At 59.8% G+C, this 17,002-nt stretch carries 15 protein-coding genes and 1 other RNA gene; 8 read left to right on the top strand and 8 right to left on the bottom strand.

Annotated elements, in window-relative coordinates; all coding sequences use genetic code 11:
- The first annotated feature begins 44 nt into the window (after window positions 1–44).
- From GT756_RS13340 to GT756_RS13315, 6 genes are all read left to right on the top strand, one after another.
- Entirely contained in the window at window positions 45–773 is a 729-nt protein-coding gene (locus GT756_RS13340; RefSeq protein WP_004205316.1) for a MurR/RpiR family transcriptional regulator, read from the top strand.
- Window positions 774–891: 118 nt separating this feature from the next.
- Window positions 892–2,325 (top strand): 6-phospho-beta-glucosidase BglA, encoded by a 1,434-nt coding sequence (gene bglA / locus GT756_RS13335; RefSeq protein ID WP_004205314.1) that lies wholly within the window; start codon window positions 892–894, stop codon window positions 2,323–2,325.
- A gap of 124 nt (window positions 2,326–2,449) precedes the next feature.
- On the top strand, window positions 2,450–2,809 hold the full coding sequence (locus tag GT756_RS13330) for a hypothetical protein (RefSeq protein WP_017899797.1): 360 nt from the start codon (window positions 2,450–2,452) through the stop codon (window positions 2,807–2,809).
- Window positions 2,810–2,858: 49 nt separating this feature from the next.
- On the top strand, window positions 2,859–4,868 hold the full coding sequence (locus GT756_RS13325; RefSeq protein WP_080841408.1) for a protein-disulfide reductase DsbD: 2,010 nt from the start codon (window positions 2,859–2,861) through the stop codon (window positions 4,866–4,868).
- A 1-nt stretch (window position 4,869) separates the two neighbouring features.
- Entirely contained in the window at window positions 4,870–5,481 is a 612-nt protein-coding gene (locus GT756_RS13320) for a DsbA family protein (RefSeq protein ID WP_017899795.1), read from the top strand.
- The gene (locus GT756_RS13315) at window positions 5,471–5,974 is read left to right on the top strand and encodes a protein disulfide oxidoreductase (RefSeq protein WP_160124841.1); all 504 of its coding nucleotides are present in this window, start codon (window positions 5,471–5,473) and stop codon (window positions 5,972–5,974) included. Before GT756_RS13320 ends, GT756_RS13315 begins: the two co-directional genes overlap by 11 nt.
- 193 nt (window positions 5,975–6,167) lie before the next feature.
- On the opposite strand, the gene GT756_RS13310 is transcribed toward GT756_RS13315, so the two are convergent.
- The 8 genes from GT756_RS13310 to GT756_RS13275 form a co-directional block, all read right to left on the bottom strand.
- Window positions 6,168–6,911, bottom strand: a complete 744-nt coding sequence (locus GT756_RS13310) for an SDR family oxidoreductase (RefSeq protein ID WP_064187790.1) — start codon at window positions 6,909–6,911, stop codon at window positions 6,168–6,170.
- Window positions 6,912–6,973: 62 nt separating this feature from the next.
- Complete coding sequence (gene gcvP / locus GT756_RS13305) at window positions 6,974–9,847, bottom strand: aminomethyl-transferring glycine dehydrogenase (protein WP_160124840.1); 2,874 nt, start codon at window positions 9,845–9,847, stop codon at window positions 6,974–6,976.
- Window positions 9,848–9,992: 145 nt separating this feature from the next.
- Window positions 9,993–10,382, bottom strand: coding sequence for a glycine cleavage system protein GcvH (gene gcvH, locus GT756_RS13300; protein WP_002916479.1), 390 nt, complete (start codon window positions 10,380–10,382; stop codon window positions 9,993–9,995).
- Between the two features lie 24 nt (window positions 10,383–10,406).
- Complete coding sequence (gcvT, locus tag GT756_RS13295; RefSeq protein WP_004205303.1) at window positions 10,407–11,501, bottom strand: glycine cleavage system aminomethyltransferase GcvT; 1,095 nt, start codon at window positions 11,499–11,501, stop codon at window positions 10,407–10,409.
- Window positions 11,502–11,924: 423 nt separating this feature from the next.
- The gene (gene ubiI, locus GT756_RS13290) at window positions 11,925–13,127 is read right to left on the bottom strand and encodes an FAD-dependent 2-octaprenylphenol hydroxylase (RefSeq protein ID WP_004205302.1); all 1,203 of its coding nucleotides are present in this window, start codon (window positions 13,125–13,127) and stop codon (window positions 11,925–11,927) included.
- A 10-nt stretch (window positions 13,128–13,137) separates the two neighbouring features.
- Complete coding sequence (gene ubiH / locus GT756_RS13285) at window positions 13,138–14,316, bottom strand: 2-octaprenyl-6-methoxyphenyl hydroxylase (protein WP_064187789.1); 1,179 nt, start codon at window positions 14,314–14,316, stop codon at window positions 13,138–13,140.
- Window positions 14,313–15,629 (bottom strand): Xaa-Pro aminopeptidase, encoded by a 1,317-nt coding sequence (pepP, locus tag GT756_RS13280; RefSeq protein ID WP_049116103.1) that lies wholly within the window; start codon window positions 15,627–15,629, stop codon window positions 14,313–14,315. Before pepP ends, ubiH begins: the two co-directional genes overlap by 4 nt.
- A 23-nt stretch (window positions 15,630–15,652) precedes the next feature.
- A complete protein-coding gene (locus GT756_RS13275) occupies window positions 15,653–16,231 on the bottom strand; it encodes a YecA family protein (protein WP_126065378.1) in 579 nt (192 codons plus the stop codon).
- Between the two features lie 166 nt (window positions 16,232–16,397).
- Between GT756_RS13275 and zapA the strand changes: the two genes are divergently transcribed.
- Together zapA and ssrS are read left to right on the top strand one after the other, a co-directional pair.
- On the top strand, window positions 16,398–16,727 hold the full coding sequence (gene zapA / locus GT756_RS13270; protein ID WP_004205298.1) for a cell division protein ZapA: 330 nt from the start codon (window positions 16,398–16,400) through the stop codon (window positions 16,725–16,727).
- Between the two features lie 41 nt (window positions 16,728–16,768).
- Window positions 16,769–16,952: non-coding RNA, 6S RNA (gene ssrS, locus GT756_RS13265), on the top strand.
- The last annotated feature ends 50 nt before the right edge of the window (window positions 16,953–17,002 follow it).

Below are 17,002 nucleotides of genomic sequence, written 5' to 3'. Positions count from 1 at the left end.
ATTCCGTCCTGGTCATTATGAATTGTGAGTTCGCCACTGTGAGTATGTTCTCCCACGCCGCTGTCGCCAGTCTCAATAATCTTGAGATGATGGTCTACCACTACGTCATAAAGAATCGCGACAAAGTGATGTACATGACCATCCGCGAACTGGCCGAAGCCGCCGGCGTCTCCACCACCACCGTGTTGCGCTTCTGCCGCAAACTGCAGTGCGAGGGCTACTCTGAATTTCGCGTACGTTTTAAATTATATCTTGAGCAGAACGAGCCTCAACAGGCAAATATCGGCGCCAGCGAAATCATGAGCTTTTTTAAAAGCGTTAATAATGACGAGTTCGATGGATTACTAGACCAGGCCGTCGATATTATTCTCGCCTCAGAACGTATTATTTTTGTCGGCGCCGGCACCTCGGGCGCGCTGGCGAAATATGGCGCCCGTTTCTTCTCCAACGTCGGTAAATTCAGCAACCATATTGACGACCCCTATTTTCCGGTGACCAACGATATGGCCCGCAACGCGCTGGCGATCGTGCTTTCCGTCTCCGGCGAAACAGAAGAGATCCTGCGTTTCGCCAGCCAGTTCAGCCTGCATCATTGCAAGGTGATGTCGATTACCAGTCACGAGCATTCGCGGCTGGCCAAACTGGCCGATTTCAATCTCTCCTGGCACGTCCCGCAGACGCGTATTGGCGGCGTCTACGATATTACCACGCAAATTCCAGTGATCTATATTCTCGAATCCCTCGGACGTAAATTAGCGCGCAAAATCAGCTAAAAATAACAGCCTGTTTTTTTGATGTAACATATTACCTTTGGCGGAATTTGTTATATCGTGACATTCACTTTCACTTTGCTAGACTCGAGCGCAATAGTTATTAGAGAGATTAGCCAGGATGAAAAAATTAACCCTTCCGAAAGATTTTTTATGGGGCGGCGCGGTCGCCGCGCATCAGGTTGAAGGCGGCTGGGATCAGGGCGGCAAAGGCCCCAGCATCTGCGATGTGCTGACCGGCGGGGCGCACGGCGTGCCGCGTGAAATCACCCACCAGGTGGAAGCCGGCAAATATTACCCCAACCACCAAGCGGTTGATTTCTACGGCCGCTACAAAGAAGACATCAAACTGTTCGCCGAGATGGGCTTCAAATGCTTCCGCACCTCTATAGCCTGGACCCGCATCTTCCCGCAGGGTGACGAAACCCAGCCGAATGAAGAGGGGCTGAAGTTCTACGACGACATGTTCGACGAGCTGCTGAAGTACAACATCGAGCCGGTGATCACCCTCTCCCACTTCGAGATGCCCCTGCACCTGGTGCAGCAGTACGGCGGCTGGACCAACCGCAAAGTGGTCGATTTCTTTGTGCGCTTTGCCGAAGTGGTTTTCGAGCGCTATAAGCACAAAGTGAAATACTGGATGACCTTCAACGAGATCAACAACCAGCGCAACTGGCGCGCGCCGCTGTTCGGCTACTGCTGCTCCGGGGTGGTCTATACCGAGCATGACAATCCGGAAGAGACCATGTACCAGGTGCTGCACCATCAGTTCGTCGCCAGCGCGCTGGCGGTGAAAGCGGCGCGGCGCATCAACCCGGACATGCAGGTCGGCTGCATGCTGGCGATGGTCGCCCTCTACCCTTACTCCTGCAAACCGGAAGATGTCATGTTTGCCCAGGAGTCGATGCGCGAGCGCTACGTCTTTACCGACGTCCAACTGCGCGGTTACTACCCGAGCTATGTGCTGAATGAGTGGGAGCGCCGCGGCTTCAACATCAAGATGGAAGATGGCGATGCGCAGATCCTGCGCGAAGGCACCTGCGCTTACCTCGGCTTCAGCTACTACATGACCAACGCGGTGAAAGCCGAAGGCGGCACCGGCGACGCCATTTCCGGCTTCGAAGGCAGCGTGCCGAACCCGCACGTCAAAGCCTCCGACTGGGGCTGGCAGATTGACCCGGTCGGTCTGCGCTATTCCCTGTGTGAACTGTATGAGCGCTACCAGAAGCCGCTGTTTATCGTCGAGAACGGCTTTGGCGCCTACGATAAAGTCGAAGCCGACGGCAGCATCAACGATGACTACCGCATCGACTATCTGCGCGCCCACATCGAAGAGATGATCAAAGCGGTCACTTATGACGGCGTCGATCTGATGGGCTATACCCCATGGGGCTGCATCGACTGCGTCTCCTTCACTACCGGGCAGTACAGCAAACGCTACGGCTTCATCTACGTCAACAAACACGACGACGGCACCGGCGACATGTCCCGCTCGCGCAAGAAGAGCTTTAACTGGTACAAAGAAGTCATCGCCAGCAACGGCGAGAATCTGTAATTGACCGCCCTCTCCCGGCCGGGAGAGGGCAAATCGCTTATCTGCCAGACACTTCTTTACAGCTTTACCATTGCCAAAACGCGTTCGCCCGATAAGATAGGCCTCGTGAATATTTGAGGCGCTCATGATTAAGCGACAACGTAAAGCCATTCTTTTTGTCCTCCTGGCCTGTCTGGTGGTGCTGGTCTGCACCGCCCAGCGAATGGCCGGGATGCACGCGCTGGTCATGAACCTCACCGCCGACAGCCCGTCACTACAGCAAACCCAGGATAAAGCCGACGCGCCGGTCACGCCGTGCGAACTCAGCGCCAAGTCGCTGATGGCCGTCCCGCCGATGCTGTTTGAAGGGGCGCTGTTGGCTATCACCCTGCTGCTGGCGGTGCTGGCGGCGATCCCGCCGCGTATCGAGCGCCAGTGGCCTCCCCGCGTTATCTCCCCGCCCCGATTGCGGGTGCATCTGCGATTATGCGTCTTCCGTGAGTGACTGATTTTCCTGACAGTTCAGGTTAATTCATCATTTATGGAGCAAATTTATGTCTATGTTATTCAGGCGACTACTGGTCTGCCTGCTTTGGCTATGGCTGCCCGTCAGTCAGGCTGCCGACAGCGGCTGGCTACGCGCCGCCGACAATCAACACGCCAGCGTCCGCCTGCGGGCGCAAACCGAGAGCAATGGCGATACCCGCCTGCTTTTAGACGTGGCGCTGGAAAAGGGCTGGAAAACCTACTGGCGCTCGCCGGGGGAAGGCGGCATCGCGCCGGCTATCGCCTGGCACACGCCGCTGGAGGTTGACTGGCGCTGGCCGACGCCGCAGCGCTTCGACGTCGCGGGCATTTCCACTCAGGGCTATCACGGTGACGTCAGCTTCCCGATGACGCTGCGCGGGAAGATACCGCCGACGCTCAGCGGCGTGCTGACGTTATCCACCTGCAGCAATGTCTGCATTCTTACTGACTATCCCTTTTCGCTGGATATGACGGCCCCGCCAGGGGAGGGTTTTGGCTACGATTTCACCCGCGCGATGGGCACGCTGCCGCTGGGCGATGGTCTGACTTCGCAGCTGACTGCCAGCTACGTCAGCGGCAAACTGACGGTGACCGCTCGCCGCGATGCCGGCTGGCAGCAGCCAGCGCTGTTTATCGACAGCATGGAGGATGTCGATTTCGGCAAGCCGAGCTTTACCAGCCGCGGCGATACGCTGACCGCCACCATACCGGTCACCGATAGCTGGGGCGAAGCGGCGCCGGATCTGCGCGGTAAAACCTTGTCGCTGGTGCTGGCGGATAGCGGCCAGGCGCAGGAAAGTCAGATCGCCATCAGCGCCGGCAGCGCCGCGCCGGAGCTGGCGTTAGGCTGGGTGCTGCTGATGGCGCTGGCCGGCGGGCTTATCCTCAACGTCATGCCTTGCGTGCTGCCGGTGCTGGCCATGAAGCTCGGCTCGCTGGTGCAAACCGAAGGTCGCGAACGCGGCGCGGTGCGGCGGCAGTTCCTCGCCTCGGTATTTGGGATCGTCGTCTCGTTCCTGGCGCTGGCGCTGATGATGACCGCGCTACGCCTGGGGAATCAGGCGCTCGGCTGGGGGATCCAGTTCCAGAACCCGTGGTTCATCGGCGCGATGGCGCTGGTGATGATCCTGTTCAGCGCCAGTTTATTGGGGCTGTTCGAAATCCGCCTCTCCTCCAGCGCCAGCACCTTCCTCGCCACCCGCGGCGGCAACGGCTTAATGGGCCATTTCTGGCAGGGCGCCTTCGCCACCCTGCTGGCGACCCCCTGCACCGCGCCGTTCCTTGGCACCGCCGTGTCGGTGGCGCTGGTGGCGCCTCTGCCGCTGCTGTGGGGCATTTTCTTCGCCATGGGGATCGGCATGAGCCTGCCGTGGCTGCTGATCGTTGCCTGGCCGGGGCTGGCGCAACGACTGCCACGTCCCGGCCGCTGGATGAATCATCTGCGCGTACTGCTGGGGCTAATGATGCTTGGTTCAGCGCTATGGCTGGTCAGCCTGCTGACGATCCACATCGGCCGTACGCCGGTGCTTACCCTGCTGGTAATTCTGGCCATCGCCCTGCTGCTGGCCACCGCCTGGCGCTACCGCTGGCGGACGGCGCTGCGCGCGGGTGCCCTGGCCATCGTGGTGGCGGGCGCCGTCGCCTTAGTCTCCCGATCTGACGGCGAGGGCCCGCGCCGCGACCGGGTTAACTGGCAGCCGCTCAGCGAGCAGGCTATCGCCAGCGCCCTGGCGGAACATAAGCGGGTGTTTATTGATGTCACCGCCGACTGGTGCGTGACCTGTAAAGCCAATAAATACAACGTGCTGCTGCGCGATGACGTCCAGCAGGCGCTGTTAGCGCCGGACGTGGTCGCCCTGCGCGGCGACTGGAGCCGACCCTCCGCCACGATTAGTCAGTTTTTAACCACTCGCGGCAGCGCTGCGGTGCCGTTTAACCAGATTTACGGACCGGGATTGCCGCAGGGAGAGATCCTGCCTGCGCTGTTAGATCGCGAACACCTTCTCGCCACCCTGTCCGTCGCCCAAGGAAAATAACATGAGAGCTATCACCGCCTTATTGCTGCTGTGCATATCCGCCTTCAGCTTCGCCGCCCCGGCGGAAGAACCACAAGCAAACGCTAATGACCAGTTAGCCCAGCTGCTGTTTAACGATCCGAACAGCCCGCGCACCGGCGCGAAAGCACCAAAGCTGACGATCGTCTCGTTTACCGATTACAACTGCCCTTACTGCAAACAGTTTGATCCGCTGCTGGAAAAAATCGTCCACGATAACCCGGACATTCAGCTGATCGTTAAGCTGCTGCCGTTCAAGGGGCAAAGTTCGGTCAATGCCGCCAAAGCGGCGCTATCGACCTGGCGCCAGCAGCCCGATAAGTTCTGGGCGCTGCATCAGCGGCTGATGGCGAAAAAAGGCTATCACGATGACGCCAGCATCGCCGCGGCGCAGAAGAAAACCGCCACCGATAGTGTAAATATCGATGACAAGACCATGGATTCGCTGAAGATGAACCTTATTTTGTCGCAGGTGCTGAATATTCAGGGCACCCCGGCGACCATCATCGGCGATCAGATGGTGGCCGGCGCGATCCCTGCTGATGAGCTGGAGGGGCTGGTGAAAGAGCAGCTGGCGAAAGCCCGTGGCCAGTAAAATCAGGCGCTGGCTGCGCGAGCTGGCGGTGTGGCTGCTGATTGGCGCGGCGGTGAGCCTGGCGGTGGATTATTTTCGCCAGCCCGCGCTGCCGCAAAACTTCGGCGCCACATCGCTGCAAACCCTCGACGGTAAAACGCTGGATCTGCATGCCATGAGCCAGCAAAAGCCGCTGCTGCTGTACGTCTGGGCGACCTGGTGCGGAGTTTGTCGCTACACCACGCCGTCGGTGGCATCGCTTGCCGCCGACGGCGGCAATGTGCTGACGGTAGCCCTGCGTTCCGGAGATAACGTCACGCTGCAGACGTGGCTTGCCAGAAAGAAACTGACGCTGCCGACGGTAAATGACCCGAGCGGCCAGCTGGCGCGGCAGTGGGATATCCAGGTAACACCAACGCTGGTGGTCATTTCTCAAGGCGAGGTAAAGTCGGTTGCCACCGGCTGGACCAGCAGTTGGGGAATGCGCCTGCGGCTGTGGCTGGCCTCCTGGTAGGCCGCCGGGTTACCCGGCTCGCGCTGCGCTTAGCCGGGCTACGGTACTGAGGCTGTGGCTGGCCTCCTTGTAGACCGTCGGGCTTTAGCGGTTTTTATGCCGGGTAAGGCGTATCCGCCACCCGGCCTACCATTCGGCTTTGACCCCGTAGGGCCGGCAAGCGCAGCGCCGCCGGGCAATAGACATCTACGGGTTATTTCCCGCCCGCCAGTTCGAGGAAGCTACCCGTCACATACGACGCTTTGTCGCTCAGCAGCCAGGCAATGGCCTGAGCGACCTCTTCCGGCTGGCCGCCGCGCTGCATCGGTAGCGAACCTTTCACCCGATCCACGCGCCCCGGTTCGCCGCCGGAGGCGTGCATTTCGGTATAAATCAGCCCCGGACGGACGCCGTTGACCCGGATCCCCTGCGCCGCCACCTCCAGCGCCAGCCCGGTGGTCAGGGTATCTACCGCCCCTTTCGACGCGGCATAGTCAACGTACTCCCCCGGCGCGCCAAGGCGCGACGCCGCCGACGACACGTTAACTATCGCCCCGCCCTTACCGCCATGCCGATGCGCCATGCGCTTGACCGCCTCGCGGCAGCAGAGGAAATAGCCGGTGACGTTGGTCGCCAGCACGCGGTTAATGCGCTCGGCGCTCAGGCTCTCCACCGTACACTGGGTAAAGAGGATCCCGGCGTTGTTGACCAGCGCTGTCAGCGGCTCGCCCATGCGGTCAATCGCCTCAAACATCGCCATCACCTGCGCTTCATCGCTGATGTCCGCCCGCAGCGCCGTGGCTTTGCCGCCAGACGCCAAAATGGTATTCACCACCTCGGTGGCGGCGTTAATGTTGTGATGGTAATTGACCGCCACGGTATACCCTTCCTGCGCCAGCAGCAGCGCCGTCGCCCGGCCTATGCCGCGGCTCGAGCCGCTAATAAGAGCTATTCCCATACCTTCCCTCCAAAAAAATAAAGGCGCCGCAGCGCCTTTAAAAGTTTAGATAATACGCAAACTTACTGGTATTCGCTCATCGGTACGCAGGAGCAGAACAGGTTGCGGTCGCCGTAGACATCATCCAGACGTTTCACCGTCGGCCAGTACTTGTTGTGCAACCCAGCCGGGAATACCGCCAGCTCGCGGCTGTACGGATGGTTCCACTCGCCCACCAGCTCGCCCTGGGTGTGCGGTGCGTTCACCAGCGGGTTGTCTTCCAGCGGCCATTCACCGGCTTTGACGCGGTCGATTTCCGCGCGGATCGCCAGCATCGCGTCGATAAAGCGGTCCAGCTCCACCTTGCTTTCCGATTCCGTCGGCTCAACCATCAGCGTACCGGCAACCGGGAAGGACATGGTCGGCGCATGGAAGCCAAAGTCGATCAGGCGCTTGGCGATATCCAGCTCGCTAATGCCGGTCTCTTCTTTCAGCGGACGAATATCGAGAATACATTCGTGCGCCACGCGACCATCGCGACCGGTGTAGAGCACCGGGTAGGCGTCTTTCAGACGGGTAGCGATGTAGTTGGCGTTAAGGATCGCGTTCTGGCTCGCCTGCTTCAGCCCTTCCGCGCCCATCATGCGAATATACATCCAGCTGATCGGCAGGATGGACGCGCTGCCGAACGGCGCGGCGGAAACCGCGCCCTGACGGGTCAACATCCCTTCAATCTGCACCACGCTGTGACCCGGCACGAACGGCGCCAGGTGCGCTTTCACGCCGATTGGGCCCATACCCGGGCCGCCGCCGCCGTGCGGAATGCAGAACGTTTTATGCAGGTTGAGGTGCGAAACGTCGGCGCCGATATAGCCCGGAGAGGTGATCCCGACCTGGGCGTTCATGTTAGCGCCGTCAAGGTAAACCTGGCCGCCGAACTGGTGCACGATCTCGCACACTTCGCGAATGGTCTCTTCATATACGCCGTGGGTCGACGGATAGGTGACCATGATGCAGGAGAGATTCGCCCCCGCCTGCTCTGCTTTTTCACGCAGGTCAGCGAGATCGATATTGCCGTTTTTGTCGCACGCAACCACCACCACCTGCATACCCGCCATCTGCGCGGAAGCCGGGTTGGTGCCGTGCGCGGAGCTTGGGATCAGGCAGATATCGCGATGGCCTTCGTTGCGGCTCTCGTGATAGTGGCGAATCGCCAGCAGGCCAGCATATTCGCCCTGCGCGCCGGAGTTCGGCTGCATGCAGACGGCGTCATAGCCGGTCAGTTTCACCAGCCAGTCGGAGAGCTGGGCGATCATCTGGTGATACCCTTCCGCCTGCTCGACCGGGCAGAACGGGTGCAGCTCAGCGAATTCCGGCCAGGTGATCGGGATCATCTCCGCCGCGGCGTTCAGCTTCATGGTGCAGGAACCCAGCGGGATCATCGCCTGGTTCAGCGCCAGATCTTTACGCTCCAGGGCGTGCATGTAGCGCATCATCTCGGTCTCGCTGTGGTAGCGGTTGAACACCGGATGGGTGAGGATCGCATCGTCGCGCAGCATCGCCGCCGGGATGGAACGGCTGTCCAGCGCCACGTCTTTATCCAGGGTATCAATGTCCAGACCATGATCGTCGCCGACGATGGCGCGGAACAGGTTGAGCACGTCTTCGCGGGTGGTTGCTTCGTCGAGCGTAATGCCCACCGCGCCGTGAATATCGCTGCGCAGGTTAGTCTGCAGGGCTTCGGCACGCGCCAGCACCGCGGCTTTATCCGCCACTTCCACGCACAGGGTGTCGAAGTAGTGCGCATGGCGCAGCTTCAGCCCTTTCTTCTGCAGGCCGTCGGCCAGAATGTCGGTCAGGCGATGAATGCGGCCTGCGATACGTTTCAGACCCGCCGGGCCGTGGAAAACCGCGTACAAGCTGGCGATGTTGGCCAGCAGCACCTGCGAGGTACAAATGTTGGAGTTCGCTTTCTCGCGGCGGATGTGCTGTTCGCGAGTCTGCATCGCCATGCGCAGCGCGGTGTTACCCGCCGCATCTTTCGATACGCCGATAATCCGGCCCGGCATGGAGCGTTTGAATTCATCTTTCGCTGCGAAGAAGGCCGCGTGTGGGCCGCCGTAGCCCATCGGCACGCCGAAGCGTTGGGCGGAGCCGAAGACGATATCCGCGCCCTGCTTGCCCGGCGCCGTCAGCAGCACCAGCGCCATAAAGTCGGCGGCGACGCTGACTATCACTTTGCGCGCTTTCAGCTCGGCGATCAGTTTGCTGTAATCGTGGATTTCGCCGGTGGTGCCCACCTGCTGCAGCAGCACGCCGAAGACATCCTGGTGATCGAGCACTTTGTCGGCGTCATCGACGATCACGTCGAAGCCGAAGGTTTCCGCACGGGTGCGCACCACGTCCAGGGTTTGCGGATGGACATCGGCGGCAACGAAGAAGCGGTTGGCGTTTTTCAGTTTGCTGACGCGTTTGGCCATCGCCATCGCTTCGGCGGCGGCGGTCGCTTCATCGAGCAGCGAAGCGGAAGCGATATCCAGCCCGGTGAGATCGAGAGTGACCTGCTGGAAGTTGAGCAGCGATTCCAGGCGGCCCTGGGAGACTTCCGGCTGGTAAGGGGTATAGGCGGTATACCAGCCCGGATTTTCCAGCATGTTGCGCTGAATAACCGGCGGCAGCTGCACGGCGGTGTAGCCCATGCCGATGTAAGACTTGAAGCGCTTGTTGCGACCGGCGATCGCCTTCAGCTCTGCCAGCGCGGCGAATTCGGTTGTCGCGTCGCCCACCTGCGGTGGGGTCGCCAGCTGGATATCCTGCGGCACAATCTGGCCGATCAGGGCGTTAAGCGAATCCGCGCCGACGGTCTTCAGCATCTCTTGCTGCTGCTGAGCGTCCGGGCCAATGTGACGTTCAATAAAGGCGTCGCGGTTTTCAAGCTGACTTAAAGTCTGAGTCATGAGCGATGGTTCCTGAAACGTGCGGTGAATCGTGATTGTCTGACTGGTTTGCCCGGCAAGCGCTGATGCTTACCGGGCCGGAATACGCAAAATCATTCGCGCGGCAGGAAGCCAACGCCCCTGCAGCGTGAAGGATGACGCGTATTTATTCGTCTTCTAACAGAGCTTCATACGCGGCGGCATCCAGCAGCGCGGCAACCTGCGCTTCGTCGCTGGCTTTGATCTTGAAGATCCAGCCGTCGGTGTACGGGTCGCTGTTGACCAGTTCCGGCGAGTCGTTCAGCTCTTCGTTAACGGCAACGATTTCACCGCTAATCGGGGCATAAATATCGGAAGCCGCTTTCACGGATTCGGCAACCGCGCAATCGGCGCCCGCTTCGACGGTGGCGCCCACTTCCGGCAGATCAACGAATACCATATCGCCCAGCAGCTCCTGCGCATGCTCGGTGATCCCGACGGTATAGGTGCCGTCCGCTTCTTTACGCAGCCATTCGTGTTCTTTGCTGTATTTCAGTTCTGCTGGTACGTTGCTCATCAATTCATCTCCAAAAAAGGGAAATCACACAATGGCTTTGCCATTGCGTACAAAACCAGGTTTAGTCACTTTTACCGGCATTTCACGGTTACGAATTTGCACCACCGCGGTGTCGCCAATCCCGGCCGGCACGCGAGCCAGCGCGATGCTGTAGCCCAGCGTCGGCGAGAAGGTGCCGCTGGTGATAATGCCTTCTTTTTGGTTACCGTCGCTATCGGTAAAGCGCACCGGCAGGCCGCCGCGCAGGACGCCTTTCTCAGTCATCACCAGGCCAACCAGCTGTTCGGTGCCCTTTTCACGCTGCATCTCCAGCGCTTCGCGACCGATAAAGTTACGATCCGCCGGTTCCCAGGCGATAGTCCAGCCCATATTCGCCGCCAGCGGAGAGACGCCTTCGTCCATCTCCTGGCCATACAGGTTCATTCCGGCCTCCAGGCGCAGGGTATCGCGCGCGCCGAGACCGCATGGCTTAACGCCAGCGTCCAGCAGACCGCGCCAGAAATCCGCCGCCTGCTCGTTCGGCATGGCGATTTCATAGCCCGCTTCGCCGGTATAGCCTGTGGTGGCGATAAACAGCTCGCCGGCCTGCACGCCGAAGAACGGCTTCATACCTTCCACGGCCTGACGCTGCGCGTCGGTAAAAAGCGTCGCCGCCTTCGCTTTCGCCTGCGGACCCTGGACCGCGATCAGCGACAGATCGTCGCGGACGATGATTTCGAGGCCGTAGGGTTCAGCTTGTTCGGAAATCCAGGCGAGGTCTTTTTCGCGGGTGGCGGAGTTAACAACGAGGCGGAAATAATCTTCAGAGAGGAAATAGACAATCAGGTCGTCGATGACGCCGGCGGAGGCGGTCAGCATGCCGGTGTAGAGCGCTTTGCCTGGGGTGGTGAGCTTCGCCACGTCGTTGGCCAGCAAATAGCGCAAGAACTCTCTGGTCCGGCTGCCGTGGAAATCAACGATGGTCATATGCGACACATCGAACATGCCTGCGTCGCCGCGCACCGCATGGTGCTCATCAATCTGGGATCCGTAATGCAGCGGCATCATCCAGCCATGGAAATCCACCATGCGCGCGCCGCACAGCGTGTGTTGTTCATACAACGGAGTCTGTTGAGCCATCTTTTCCTCATCGAATAAAAACGGAACCAGCCACAAGATTGTCGGCGATTTTTCGCCACGAAATCGGGTGTCGGCATCGCTGACGAACGCCGACGCAAACGTTCTCTTTTGCCTGAACTTACCACCGAACCCGGCACTAAACCATAAGCTCATTCAGGGCATCACATTAGCTTATGACTAAAATCCGCCGAAAAGCCTACAGAGTTATTGACTGGAAAAAAGCGATTTATGCCACATAAAATTAACATTAAGGCGGCACTGATTAGGGAATGATGGTGTTTTGTGCGATTTTATCGTCCTAATTTCTTTAACAAAAAAAAGGACGCATTAATAAATCTAATGCGAAAAAAGAGGTGAAATTAGAATATTTCAAATGAGGGGGAAAACCCGGCGCGCAGGCCGGGTGAAAGAAGTGTGACGCGGTTAACGTAACCAGGCAGGCAGATCGTTGAGGCCCATCGCCTGGCGAATCAGCTGCGGTTTCACGCCCGGCAGCGTATCGGCCAGTTTCAGCCCCATGTCGCGGAGGAATTTCTTCGCCGGATGGCTACCGGAAAACATGTCGCGGAAGCCCTGCATGCCCGCCAGCATCAGCGCGGCGCTGTGCTTGCGGCTACGCTCGTAGCGGCGCAGATAAAGATGCTGGCCGATATCCTTGCCCTGGGCGTGCAGGCGCTTCAGTTCGTCAATAAGCTCGGCGGCATCCATAAAGCCGAGATTGACGCCCTGCCCGGCCAGCGGGTGGATGGTATGCGCGGCATCGCCGACCAGCGCCAGGCGGTGGGCGGCGAACTGGCGGGCATAGCGGCCGGTCAGCGGGAAGACTTCACGTGCGCTTTCCAGCTGGCAGAGGCCAAGGCCATTATCGAAGGCGATATTCAACGCCTGATTAAAGGTGGCTTCATCAGCCTCCTGCATCCGCTGCGCCTCCGCCGGCGACAGCGACCAGACGATCGAGCACAGATGCGGATCGCAGAGCGGCAGGAAGGCGAGGATCCCGTCGCCATGGAACGCCTGGCGGGCCACCGCCTGATGCGGCTCAGCGGTACGGATGGTCGCCACCAGCGCATGATGATGGTAATCCCAGAAAGTCAGCGGAATATCGGCTTTATTGCGCAGCCATGAATTGGCACCATCGGCGCCGATCACCAGCCGCGCGGTGAGCATGCTGCCGTCCTGCAGGCTGAGAAAGGCTTCATTCTCGCCCCACGCCACCTGCTGCAGTTGCGCAGGCGCCAGCAGGGTAACGTCAGCGCAACGCTGCGCCTTCTGCCACAGCGCATAATGCACCACAGCGTTTTCAATAATGTGGCCCAGATGGCTGAAGCCCATGCTCTGGTCATCAAAGCTAATGCGGCCGAAGCTGTCTTTGTCCCACACTTCCATGCCGTGATAGCAGCTGGCGCGCTGGGCGACGATCTCTGACCAGACGCCGATGCGGGTCAGTAGCTTTTCGCTGGCGGCGTTAATTGCCGACACGCGCAGCGCCGGCGGCGCATCGGCGGCCAGCGGCTGCGGCTCCGCTTTCTCCAGCACCGCGACGCGCAGGCCGCTGCCCTGTAAACCGCAGGCTACCGCCAGCCCCACCATTCCACCGCCAACAATGGCAACATCAACACTTTGCACGTTCTACTCCTTAACGGGGAACCCAACCGAGGGTACGCTGCGCCAGCGCATCGCGCGCCGGGGTAAATAATTCCATGGCCATCAGACCGACATTGCGCCCCACCACCAGCGGCGCCCAACGGTTGGCAAACAGATGCACCAGCCCATCGGTCACGCCGATGGTGGTGGCTTTATCCCCTGCCCTGCGCGCCTGATAGCGACACAGCAGCGGATAATGGCCGACATCTTCGCCGCTGAGATGGGCGTCAGCGAGCAACTCCGCCAGGCTCATCACATCGCGCAGGCCGAGATTAAAGCCCTGCCCGGCAATCGGGTGCAGCGTCTGCGCCGCGTTGCCGACCAGCGCCAGGCGGTGCGACACCGCGCGGCTGGCGGTGGTGAGAGCCAGCGGATAGACGCTGCGCTTCCCGGCGTGAGTAATGCGCCCCAGCCGCCAGCCGAACGCCTGCTGCAGCTCCTGACAAAAACGTTCGTCAGACCAGCTCAGCACCTCATCGCGGCGCGACTGCGGATGACACCACACCAGCGAGCAGCGCCCTTGCGACATCGGCAGCATCGCCAGCGGGCCATGCTCGGTAAAACGTTCGAACGCGCGGCCTTCGTGGGGCAGCGCGGTGCTCACGTTGGCGATAATCGCCAGTTGCTCATAGGGCTGCTGTTGCCAGCTGATGCCGCAGCGGGCGCCCAGCGACGAACGCGAACCGTCCGCCGCCACCAGCAGCTTACCGCTGATCGTTTCGCCCCCCTCAAGGGTAAGGCTGACGCTCTCCTGGCTGCGACTGAACGCTTCCACTTTCGCCGGGCAATGTAGCGTCACGCCCGGCGCCTCGCGCAGCAGGCTAAACAGTCGCTGGCCGACATCGTGGAGTTCAACCACCTGACCCAGCGCCGACAGGCTATAATCCGCCGCCGCCAGATTCACAAAACCAGCATGGCCGCGGTCGCTGACGTGTACCCGCTGGATAGGCGTCGCCCGCTCGGCGAGACGTTGCCAGACGCCGATGCGCGCCAGTTGCTGGCAGGTGCCGGCGGCCAGGGCGATCGCCCGGTCGTCGAAGCCGGGATGGCGAGCCGACTGGGGATCCTGCGCCTCAATCAGATGGACCGGCAGCGCGCCGCCGGTCATACGGGAGATGGCCAGGGCGAGCGTCGCGCCGGTCATCCCGCCGCCGACGATCAGCACGCTCATGACTGGCGCGCCGCCGCCATCAGCGCCTCGATCTCATCCGCCTTCTTCACCACGCCGGCGGTGAGATTTTCGTTCCCGTCTTCAGTAATCACGATGTCATCTTCAATACGGATGCCGATGCCGCGATACTGCGCCGGTACGTCGGCGTCGGCGGCGATATACAGCCCCGGCTCGACGGTCAGCACCATTCCCGGCTCCAGGACGCGCGAACGGTCAGTGTCGTAATTACCGACATCGTGCACATCCAGACCCAACCAGTGGCTCAGGCCATGCATAAAGTAAGGGCGGTGGGCGTTGTTGGCGATCAGCTCGTCAACCTCGCCTTTGAGGATCCCGAGCCGCACCAGGCCGGTGATCATGATGCGCACCACTTCCTGATTCACCTGGCAGATTGAGGTGCCCGGGCGGTAGAGTTCCAGCGCGGTCTCCAGCGATTCCAGCACGATATCGTAGATTTCGCGCTGCGGCTGGCTGAATTTGCCGTTCACCGGGAAGGTGCGGGTAATGTCGCCGGCGTAGCCGCGATACTCGCAGCCGGCGTCAATCAACACCAGATCGCCGTCGCGCAGTTCAGATTCATTTTCGGTGTAGTGCAGAATGCAGCCGTTTTCGCCGCCGCCAACGATGGTGTTATAGGAGGGGAAACGCGCGCCGTGGCGATTGAATTCATGAAGAATTTCGCCCTCCAGCTGATACTCGAACATGCCTGGGCGGCATTTTTCCATCGCCCGGGTATGGGCCAGAGCGCTAATTTCACCGGCGCGGCGCATCACGGCCAGCTCTTCCGCCGATTTGAACAGGCGCATCTCATGCACAATGGGCCGCCAGTCGATGACCGAGTTCGGCGCCTGCAGGTTCTGGCGCGAGCCTTTGCGTAGTTTTTCGAGGGCGTTGAACACAATCTGATCGGCATAGGCATATTCGCCCTGGGCGAAATAGATAGCGTCCAGACCGTTGAGCAGCTGATACAGCTGCTGGTTGATTTCGCTGAACGCCAGCGCCCGGTCAACGCCAAGCTTCGCCGGCGCAGCCTCCTGGCCCAGACGGCGACCGAACCAGATCTCAGCGGTCAGATCGCGAACCCGGTTGAACAGCACGCTATGGTTGTGGGTTTCATCGCTTTTAATCAACACCAGCAGCGCTTCCGGTTCGTTGAAGCCGGTGAAGTACCAAAAATCGCTGTTCTGCCGGTAGGGATATTCCGAATCTGCACTGCGCACCGCTTCCGGTGCGGCGAAAATCAGCGCCGCGCTGCCTGGCTGCATCTGCGCCAACAGCGCCTGGCGACGCGAGAGAAATTCCTGCTGAGTCATGACGCCCCCTGAACGAATTTTAGTTAGTGTATTGTCGGTTTGCGGACTTCCGGTGCGGTTGGCTGCTGACGCGCAAAGGTGTCGTGGCACAGCAGTGCGGCAACGCGGACATACTCGATAATCTCCTCCAGAGACATCTCCAGCTCTTCCTGATCTTCGTCTTCATCGTAGCCCAGCTGGGCAATATTACGCAGATCGTCAATCGCTTCCCCGGTTTCGTCTTTCACTTTATCCAGCTTCGGCTGGCTCACGCCAAGGCCAAGAAGGAAGTGGTTGACCCAGCCGGCGAGAGCGTCGGCGCGATCAAAGACGCTCACCGCATCGCCTTCCGGCAGATACAGTTGAAAGAGGAAGCCGTCGTCATCCAGTGAGTCGCTGATGGCGGAATGCATGCTACGCAGCGCCTGGGCCAGCTCATGGCCGAAGGCGAGACCTTCGTTGGTCAGGTCGTGCACCAGCGGCTGCCAGCTGCTGTCCGTGTTGCCGCCGCACAGCAATCCGCTGATCAAACCGTGCATCTCGGCCGGGGTAAGCCCTACCCCTTGTTGGTTCAGTAACTGGTCTACATCGTTGTAACCAGGCATTTCGTTCTGTATAGACATGCGCATTCGTCATCGTTGGGAGGAATATTCATGGTATGCTACCACTTTGGACCCTGGTGAACCAGAATAGGGCTTGTATCTTCGCACCAGGGTAGCTATAGTGTCGCCCCTTCGCAGACCCGGGTCAGGGTGTGAAGGCAGCGCAGTCAATCAGCAGGAAGGTGGCATGTCTGCACAACCCGTAGATCTCCAAATTTTCGGCCGTTCACTGCGAGTGAATTGCCCGCCTGAACAAAGGGATGCCCTGAATCAGGCAGCTGAAGACCTTAATCAGCGGTTGCAAGATTTAAAAGAACGCACTAGAGTCACAAATACTGAGCAGCTGGTCTTCATCGCCGCGTTGAACATCAGCTATGAGTTGACTCAGGAAAAAGCGAAGACCCGCGACTACGCTTCCAGCATGGAGCAGCGCATTCGCATGCTTCAGCAGACCATCGAGCAAGCATTGCTTGAGCAAGGTCGCATAAGCGAAAGACCAGGGTCGAAGTTTGAATAACACTTTGCAGTTAACTGTGTTAGAGTAACTCCAGGAACAAAATTTCTCTGAGATGTTTGCAAGCGGGCCAGTCCCCTGAGCCGATATTTCATACCACAAGAATGTGGCGCTCCACGGTTGGTGAGCATGCTCGGTCCGTCCGAGAAGCCTTAAAACCGTGACGACACATTCACCTTGAACCAAGGGTTCAAGGGTTACAGCCTGCGGCGGCATCTCGGAGATTCCCTTCCTCACTTCGCATTATTCCCCCACACCTGTTTTCGGCTGACGCCGCA

It is taken from the genome of Klebsiella sp. Q2 (assembly GCF_009900705.1).
In the GTDB taxonomy this organism is placed as follows: Bacteria; Pseudomonadota; Gammaproteobacteria; order Enterobacterales; family Enterobacteriaceae; genus Klebsiella; species Klebsiella quasipneumoniae.
The sequence above is the reverse complement of the archived record's forward strand: the minus strand, read 5'-3'. Positions and strand labels throughout refer to the sequence as shown.